The organism is Streptomyces solincola, from assembly GCF_002982015.1.
Classification (GTDB): Bacteria; Actinomycetota; Actinomycetes; order Streptomycetales; family Streptomycetaceae; genus Streptomyces; species Streptomyces solincola.
Genome location: NZ_PVLV01000589.1, coordinates 1 through 7665, shown reverse-complemented (window position 1 = coordinate 7665; position 7665 = coordinate 1). Strand labels below are relative to the sequence as shown.

At 77.6% G+C, this 7665-nt stretch carries 6 protein-coding genes and 2 pseudogenes; 4 read left to right on the top strand and 4 right to left on the bottom strand.

What is annotated here, in order from left to right; translation table 11 throughout:
* Nucleotides 1–86 precede the first annotated feature (86 nt).
* Nucleotides 87–992 carry a sirohydrochlorin chelatase gene (locus tag C6N75_RS27775; RefSeq protein WP_105871618.1) on the bottom strand — a complete coding sequence of 302 codons (906 nt, stop codon included), beginning with the start codon at nt 990–992 and terminating at the stop codon, nt 87–89.
* 250 nt (nt 993–1242) lie between these two features.
* Between C6N75_RS27775 and C6N75_RS27770 the strand changes: the two are divergent.
* From C6N75_RS27770 to C6N75_RS27760, 3 genes and pseudogenes are all read left to right on the top strand, one after another.
* Nucleotides 1243–1953, top strand: a pseudogene (locus C6N75_RS27770) (aquaporin); the annotation flags it as partial.
* A 465-nt stretch (nt 1954–2418) separates the two neighbouring features.
* Nucleotides 2419–3041: pseudogene (locus C6N75_RS27765) on the top strand (SanA/YdcF family protein).
* A gap of 120 nt (nt 3042–3161) precedes the next feature.
* Entirely contained in the window at nt 3162–5282 is a 2121-nt protein-coding gene (locus C6N75_RS27760) for a molybdopterin oxidoreductase family protein (protein ID WP_105871616.1), read from the top strand.
* Here C6N75_RS27760 and C6N75_RS27755 read toward each other — a convergent pair.
* The 3 genes from C6N75_RS27755 to C6N75_RS27745 form a co-directional block, all read right to left on the bottom strand.
* Nucleotides 5206–5703: a gamma-glutamylcyclotransferase family protein gene (locus tag C6N75_RS27755; protein ID WP_105871615.1), complete on the bottom strand. Its 498-nt coding sequence runs from the start codon at nt 5701–5703 to the stop codon at nt 5206–5208. The genes C6N75_RS27760 and C6N75_RS27755 overlap by 77 nt on opposite strands.
* A complete protein-coding gene (gene cutA / locus C6N75_RS27750; RefSeq protein WP_105871614.1) occupies nt 5700–6056 on the bottom strand; it encodes a divalent-cation tolerance protein CutA in 357 nt (118 codons plus the stop codon). Before cutA ends, C6N75_RS27755 begins: the two co-directional genes overlap by 4 nt.
* A gap of 89 nt (nt 6057–6145) precedes the next feature.
* Nucleotides 6146–6805: an NADPH-dependent FMN reductase gene (locus C6N75_RS27745; RefSeq protein WP_105871613.1), complete on the bottom strand. Its 660-nt coding sequence runs from the start codon at nt 6803–6805 to the stop codon at nt 6146–6148.
* A 311-nt stretch (nt 6806–7116) separates the two neighbouring features.
* On the opposite strand from C6N75_RS27745, the gene C6N75_RS31000 reads away from it, so the two are divergent.
* The coding region (locus C6N75_RS31000; protein ID WP_181160649.1) for a hypothetical protein at nt 7117–7665 on the top strand (549 nt) is incomplete at its 3' end.

Below are 7665 nucleotides of genomic sequence, written 5' to 3'. Positions count from 1 at the left end.
GTCGTACGAGGAGGGGGTGGGGCCGTCGGTGCCGTTCATGCGTTGAAGGTAACCGCCCGGACGGGGGATGAACCCCGCAGGGGTGATCACCGGCAGGCGGGTTGACGCCGCTGGTCGCCGGGGTGGACGACGGGGCCGGCCGCGAGGGCCTGGTCGTAGCGGCGCAGCACCAGCTCGGCGAGCGCGGGGTGCGGGCCGAGTGGGGCGGCGGCCAGCCAGGGCGCGGCCTCGGCGGCCCGGGTGGCGAACAGCCCGGGTGCGGTGAAGCAGGAGGCCACGGCGATCCGGGGGCGTCCTCGCGCGGTGAGCGCGGCGACCGCCTCGGGGACGCCGGGCGCGGCCGCCGAGGCGTAGGCGGCGACGACCGGGACGCCGCCGCCGAGCCGGGCGGCGAGCAGCCGGGCGGTGCGGCGGACGGCGGCGGCCGAGCCGGGGTCGCGGGAGCCGGCGGCGGCCAGGACCACGGCGGTGTCCGGGCGGGCGGCGTCGCCCGGACGCCAGCCCGCCTCGGAGAGCCGGCCGTGCAGCGCCCGGGCGAGCAGCGGGTCCCCGCCGAGCGGCTCGGCGGTGCGCACCCGCAGATGCGGCGCGCGGGCGGCGGCCCGCGGCAGGTCGTGCCGCACATGGTGCCCCGGCCCGTACAGCAGCGGCACGAGTACGGCGTCGGGCGCGGGTACGGCCTCAGGCGGGCGTACGGCGTCGGGCGCGGACTCGTGGTGTGCCGCCGCCGGGCCGGGGGCCGTCTCCGGGTCGGGGGCCAGGGCGGGGTCGGCGAGGGCGCGGTCGAGGAGCGGCTCGTTCAGCTCGATGTGGCCGAGCCGGACCGGCAGCCAGGGCCGCAGGGCGCGCACCGCGTCGAGCAGCGCCCGCACGGTCGGCAGCGCCCGGGGGTCGCGGCTGCCGTGGGCGACGGCGACCAGCGCGGGCGGACGTCCGGCGGGGGCGGCCCACGGCGGTCCCGCCCCGGCGTGGTCGAGGGTGGCGGCGTCCATGGCTGCGCCCTTCGTAGGGGGTGGTCGGTCCCGGGTACCCCGCATGGTCGCGCCCAGGTGTTGCCGGGCCGTTGCGCGGCGGCGGGCGGTGGTGTGTCGACCGGCTCACCGGCGGCGGGAGACGGCTGTCAGGACGGGCCGGCAGCCCTTACATTGGTGCCATCCATTCCGTTCAACGGAATGTTGATTCCGCGATGAGAAAGATCCCGTCGAGATGCGAGGGATCGAGGGGGAAAGGGTGGGGTGGGTCATGGCGGGTGAGCAGGGGACGCTGCCGCGGCGGGCCGTGGCGGAGTTCGTCGGCAGCGCGGCGCTGGTGGCGGTCATCGTCGGCTCCGGCATCCAGGCGAGCGGGCTGAGCGAGGACACCGGGGTGCGGCTGCTGGCCAACTCGCTGGCCTCGGCGATCGGTCTGGGCCTGCTCATCGCGCTGTTCGCACCGGTGTCCGGGGCGCATCTCAACCCGGTCGTCACCCTCTCGGTCTGGTGGACCGGGCGGCGCGGCGCGGCCGGGCTGACCGGCCGGGGCGTGGCGCTGTACGTCGCGGCCCAGTCGGCCGGGGCGGTGGCCGGGGCGCTGCTGGCCGAGGCGATGTTCGGGCGGCCGCCGGGAGCCTGGTCCACCCAGCTCCGCTCGGACGGGCATCTGCTCCTCGGGGAGGTCGTCGCCACGGCCGGGCTGGTGCTGCTGATCCAGGGGCTGGAACGGATCGGCCGCGCCGCGCTGGCCCCGGTCGCGGTCGCCGCGTACATCGCCGCCGCGATCTGGTTCACCTCCTCCGGGTCGTTCGCCAACCCGGCGGCGACGGTGGGGCGTTCGCTGACCGACTCGTTCACCGGGATCGCGCCGGCGTCGCTGCCCGGCTTCATCGCCGCGCAGTTGCTCGGCGGGCTGCTGGGCGCGGTGCTGGCCGCCCTGCTGTACGGCGGCCGGCCCGCCTCGCCGGCCGCGCCCGCGGCGGGACCGGCCGCCCCGTCGCCGGCCGCCCCGTCGCCGGCCGCCCCGTCGCCGGCCGCCCCGTCGCCGGCCGCCCCGTCGCCGGCCGCCCCGTCGCCGGCCGCGCCCGCGGTGCCCGCGCTCGGGCCGGCCGGCCAGGTGCCGCCCACGCCGGAGTCGTTCGCCCGGGTGCCGCCGCTGCCGGCGCCGCCCGCCCCGGGGCCGACCGCGCCGCCGGGGCGGTGAACCGAGGACGCCCCACGCGCGTCGTCCCAGGTGGCAGGGGAGGGAGCCGGACCGCAGGCGGTCCGGCGGGCATCAGGGGGTCCGATGCGGGGCGTGCGGCGGCCGACGCGAAGGCCGGAAGCGGACGGGGCAGTGCTCCGGGAGGGCCAAGGCCAGGTCGCGCCTCCCGGTCGGGGGGCCGGCCCGGACGGGGCCGCGGCCGCCGGCGGTCGACGGCGGCGCCGGCGGCTGGTGCAGGCCGTGATGCTGGGCTGCGTGCTGGCCCTGGCGCCCGCGACCTGGATGCACGCCGTCGCCGACGACCGGCTGCGCACCGCCTCCTCGGCCCCCGCCCATGACGTGGCGGTCGTCTTCGGGGCGGGTCTGCGGGACGGCCGCCCCACCCCGTACCTCGCCCACCGGCTGGACACCGCCGCCGCGCTGTACCGGGCCGGCAAGGCCAAGGTGGTGCTGGTCACCGGGGACAACAGCCGCGCCGACTACGACGAGCCGGACGCCATGCGCGGCTACCTGCGCGAACGCGGGGTGCCGGACGGACGGATCGTCAGCGACCACGCCGGCTTCGACACCTGGGACAGTTGCGCGCGGCCCGCCGGATCTTCGGCGTGGAACGGGCGCTGCTGGTCACCCAGGGCTTCCACATCGAGCGCGCGGTGGCCCTGTGCCGGGCGGCCGGGATCGACGCGTACGGCGTCGGCGTCGACGAGCCGCACGACGTGACCTGGTACTACGGCGGCGTGCGCGAGCTGGCCGCCGCCGGGAAGGCCGCGCTGGACGCGGCGTTGCGGCCGGATCCGGTCTTCCTCGGCCGCGCGGAGCCCGGCGTCGCCGACGCGCTGGCGGCGGCCGCCACGGGCCTCCCCTAGGGCCTGGCGGCCCTCGCCGCCGGCCCTCACCGCCGGTCCTCCGCCGCGCTGAGGCCGCCGTTCCGCGCGCGTCACCGGGCGGGCCGACCGGCGTAACAGGCCGGGCGCAGGCTGGCAGGCATGCGTACCGGCCTCACCCCCACCCACTGCCCCTACTGCGCCCTCCAGTGCGGGATGAACCTCCGCCCGGCCGACGGCCCGGACGCGGCGGAGGTGGTCGAGCGCCCGGACTTCCCCGTCAACCGGGGGGCGCTGTGCGGGAAGGGCCGGACCGCGCCCGCCGTGCTGGCGCGGGCGGTCCGGCTGACCGAGCCCCTGGTGCGCGACCCGGCCACCGGGCGGCTTGGGCCGGCGGGCTGGGACGAGGCGCTGGACCGGGTCGCCGAGGGGCTGCGGGGCGTCCGGGAGCGGCACGGGGCGGACGCGGTAGGGGTGTTCGGCGGCGGCGGGCTGACCAACGAGAAGGCGTACGCGCTGGGCAAGTTCGCCCGGGTGGTGCTGGGCACCTCGCAGATCGACTACAACGGCCGGTTCTGCATGTCCTCGGCGGCGGCCGCGCACCAGCGGGCGTTCGGGCTGGACCGGGGACTGCCCTTCCCCCTGGAGGACGTCCCGAAGAGCGGCTGCGTCATCCTGGTCGGCTCCAACCTGGCCGAGACCATGCCGCCCGCCCTGCGCTACCTCACCGAACTGCGCGCTGCCGGCGGCCGGTTGATCGTCGTCGACCCGCGCCGCACCCGTACCGCCGAGCAGGCCGACCTGCATCTGGCGCCCCGGCCGGGCACCGATCTGGCGCTGGCGCTGGGGCTGCTGCACCTGGTGGTGGCCGAGGGGCGGGTGGACGAGGAGTTCGTCGCCGCCCGGACCACCGGCTGGGCCGGGGCGCGGGCCGCGGCGATGGCGCACTGGCCGGCGCTGGTGGAGCGGATCACGGGGGTGCCGACGCCCCGGCTGCGGGAGGCGGTGGCGCTGTTCTGCGCGCCGGACAGCGCGATGGTGCTCACCGCGCGGGGGCCCGAGCAGCAGGCCAAGGGCACCGACACGGTGGGCGCCTGGATCAACCTGTGCCTGGCCACCGGCCGGGCCGGCCGGCCCTACTCCGGCTACGGCTGCCTGACCGGGCAGGGCAACGGGCAGGGCGGCCGGGAGCACGGCCAGAAGGCCGACCAGCTCCCCGGCTACCGCAAGCTCACCGACCCGGCCGCCCGCGCCCACGTCGCCGGGGTGTGGGGCGTCGACCCGGACGCGCTGCCCGGCCCGGGCCGCAGCGCCTACGAGCTGCTCGACGCGCTCGGCGGCGAGGTGGGGGCGCTGCTGCTGGCCGGTTCCAACCCGGTGGTCTCCGCGCCGCGCGCCGCCCATGTCGAGGGGCGGCTGCGCTCGCTGGACTTCCTCGCCGTCGCGGACGTCGTGCTGTCCGAGACCGCCGCGCTCGCCGACGTCGTGCTGCCGGTCACCCAGTGGGCGGAGGAGACCGGCACCACCACCAACCTGGAGGGCAGGGTGCTGCTGCGCCGCCGGGCGGTCGACCCGCCGGAGGGCGTACGCAGCGACCTGGCCGTGCTGCACGGGCTGGCCGCCCGGCTGGGCGGCTGGGAGAAGGGCTTCCCCACCGACCCGGAGGAGGTCTTCGAGGAGCTGCGCCGGGCCTCGGCGGGCGGCCCCGCCGACTACGCGGGCATCGGCTACCGCCGGATCGCGGAGGAGGGCGGGGTGTTCTGGCCCTGTCCGGCGCCGGACCACCCGGGCACGCCCCGGCTGTTCCTGGACCGGTTCGCCACCCCGGACGGCCGGGCCCGGTTCGCGGACGTCACCCACCGGCCGGCGGCCGAGGAGACCGACGCCGCCTATCCGGTGGTGCTCACCACGGGGCGGGTGGTCGCCCAGTACCAGTCCGGCGCGCAGACCCGGCGGGTGCCCGAGCTGAACGCCGCCGCCCCCGGCCCGTTCGTCGAACTCCACCCCCGGCTGGCCGCCGGCCTCGGGGTGGCCGAGGGCGACCCGGTCGCCGTGGTCTCCCGGCGCGGGCGCGCGGTGGCCCCGGCCCGGATCACCGACGCCATCCGGCCCGACACCGTGTTCATGCCGTTCCACTGGCCCGGCGAGGGCCGCGCCAACACCCTCACCAACCCGGCGCTCGACCCCGTCTCCCGGATGCCCGAGTTCAAGACCTGCGCGGTGCGTCTGGAGCTGCCGGGTCCAGGGCCGACGCCCCGGGACCCGGCGCCCCCTGCCGGCTGAGCCAGTCGCCGCCGCTGATGGCCGCGCCCAGGCGGACGGCGGGCCCCGCGACGTACACCCAGGCCCGGACCGGGGCTCCGTCGCTCAGCCGGACCGCCTCGCACACCTCCCGCTCGTAGGCGTTGAGCGGGTGCCCGGGCGCGAGGAACTCCTCCAGCGCGTCCAGGTCCCGCAGCAGCCCCGCGTACTCCCCCGGCGCGGCCGTCACCAGTTCCCCCAGCACCCCGCCGCCCGCGGCGCCGTCGGCCGCGCGGGCGAGGTAGGGGTAGCCGGGGCCGTCGTACAGCAGCGCCCCGGGCAGCCGGGCCGGCTCCTCCGCGCCGGTGCGGCCGCTCAGGCAGCGGGCGTGGTTGGGCTCACCGGGGCGCAGTGTGCCGTAGACGAAGAACGGCAGCGGGAGGGTCCCGGGGTCGCCGCTCACCGGGGCGCGGCCCCCGTCTCGGCGGCCAGCCAGGCCAGGTAGCCGGTCCCGCCGCGGACCACCGGGAGCGCCAGGATCTCGGGCGTCTCGTAGTCGTGCGCGGCGAGCAGATACGCCTCCAGACCGTCGTAGCGGCGCTCGGTCGTCTTGAAGAAGACCTGCCACTCCTGGCTGGTCTCGATGGCGTTGTTCCAGTGGTAGACCGAGGTGACCGGCCCGGAGACCTGCGCGCAGGCCGCGTGCCGGGCCTCCACCGCCCCGCGGGCCAGCTTCTCCGCCTTCTCGGCGCTGTCGGTGGTGGTCAGCACGGTGAGTGCCGGGATCGCGCTGCTGTCGCTGCTCTCGCTGCTCATCGCTGTCGCTCACTCCTCGCGGGGCGGCCGGGGCGGCCAGGGGGACCGGGCCGGTCTCACGGTACGCCGCCCCGGCCCGGGCCCGGGCCTCACCCGGCGTACGGGCGGACCTCCTTGGCGTCCCGCAGGGCGTGCGCCCACCAGGCGAGCTGGTCGAGCAGCACCTTGGCGGCGGCGGCCGGCTCCGCTGGGTCCCGGTGCGCGCCGGCGGCGTCGAAGTGGCCGTGCGCGCCGTGGAAGGAGACGGTGTCGCGGATGGTGACCGCGTGCATCTCGGCGAAGACCTGCCGCAGTTGCTCGACCGCGCGCAGGCCGCCGGACATCCCGCCGTAGGAGACGAAGGACACCGGCTTGGCCTGCCACTCGGTGAAGTGCCAGTCGATCAGGGCCTTGAGGGAGGCGGGGAAGGAGTGGTTGTACTCGGGGGTGACCACGGTGAAGGCGTCGGCGGCGGCCAGCACCGGGCTGATCCGCTCCAGCGCCTCCCGGGCGGTCGGGCCGGGGTCGCGCGAGAGCGCGGTCGGCAGCTCGGCCGTCCCGAGGTCGACCACGTCCACGGCGAACTCGGCATGGGCACGGGCGTGGGCGAGGAACCATTCCGCGATGACCGGCCCGAACCGCCCCTCCCGGTTGCTGGCGATCACCACGGCGAGCCGTAGGCGGGCCGGGGTGGCGGCGGAGGCCGCGGTGGCGTCGGCGGTCAGGGGGGCGGTCGTGGCGGTGGCGCGCTCGGCGCTGTCGTCGTCCATGCCCGGCAGCCTGGTCCCTCAACCTTGCTTGAGGTCAAGCGACCGGCCGGATGCGCGGGGCCACGCCCCGTTACCCGTTCGGCCGGATCACGGCGAACGGCGCTCGGATACGGCGCTGAGCTGCGGTGACGCCCCGCGCGCGGCGCCGCGAAGGCGGCCGTGCGGCCTGCCTGACGCCCTGTCAGCAGGCAGCGCGCGGGACCGGGCCGTTACCTCGGAACAAGAGCAGTCACCCGTTCGAGCAGTCACCCGTTCCAGGACATGGCCGCCGGTCCCCGTACACGGACGGCCGCGCGGCACCGGAGGACCCCATGCGCACCACTGCCCGCCTGCTGACCGGTACCGCGCTGGCGGTCGTCTCGCTCGGCGCGTTCGCCGGGCCGGCCGCGTACGCCGGCGACCGCGGCTCGCTGGAGGTCTACCCCTCCCCGGCGAGCGCCGGCGACACGGTCACCGTCAACACCACCGCCTGCGGGAAGAACGGCCGGGGCGTGGGCGACGCGGAGTCCCTGGGCGCGGGCGAGTTCGCACTCAAGCCCGGCACCCACAAGGAGACCGCGGTCGGGCGCTTCCGCGTCCCCAAGCACACCAAGTCCGGCAGCTACGCGATAGCCGTGGCCTGCGACAACGGCCGGACGGCCACCGGCGACCTGGTGGTCAAGCACTCCGGCGGGCACGACTCGGGCGGCTCCACCGGAGGCCACGACTCCGGCGGGCACAGCTCGGGCGGCCACGACTCGGGCGGGTCCGGGGGCCACAGCTCGGGCGGCGACTGGGGCGGCAGCGGGGGCCACGAGGACGGCGGCCACCGGCCGAGCGGCCACGTCAAGACCGGTGTCGGCGGCAGCGTCGGCCCGGAC

Coding starts and splice junctions, on each gene's coding strand:
- C6N75_RS27745 (WP_105871613.1), bottom strand. CDS start 6,805: ATGGACGACGACAGCGCCGAGCGCGCCACCGCCACGACCGCCCCCCTG.
- C6N75_RS27760 (WP_105871616.1), top strand. CDS start 3,162: ATGCGTACCGGCCTCACCCCCACCCACTGCCCCTACTGCGCCCTCCAG.
- C6N75_RS27775 (WP_105871618.1), bottom strand. CDS start 992: ATGGACGCCGCCACCCTCGACCACGCCGGGGCGGGACCGCCGTGGGCC.
- cutA (WP_105871614.1), bottom strand. CDS start 6,056: ATGAGCAGCGAGAGCAGCGACAGCAGCGCGATCCCGGCACTCACCGTG.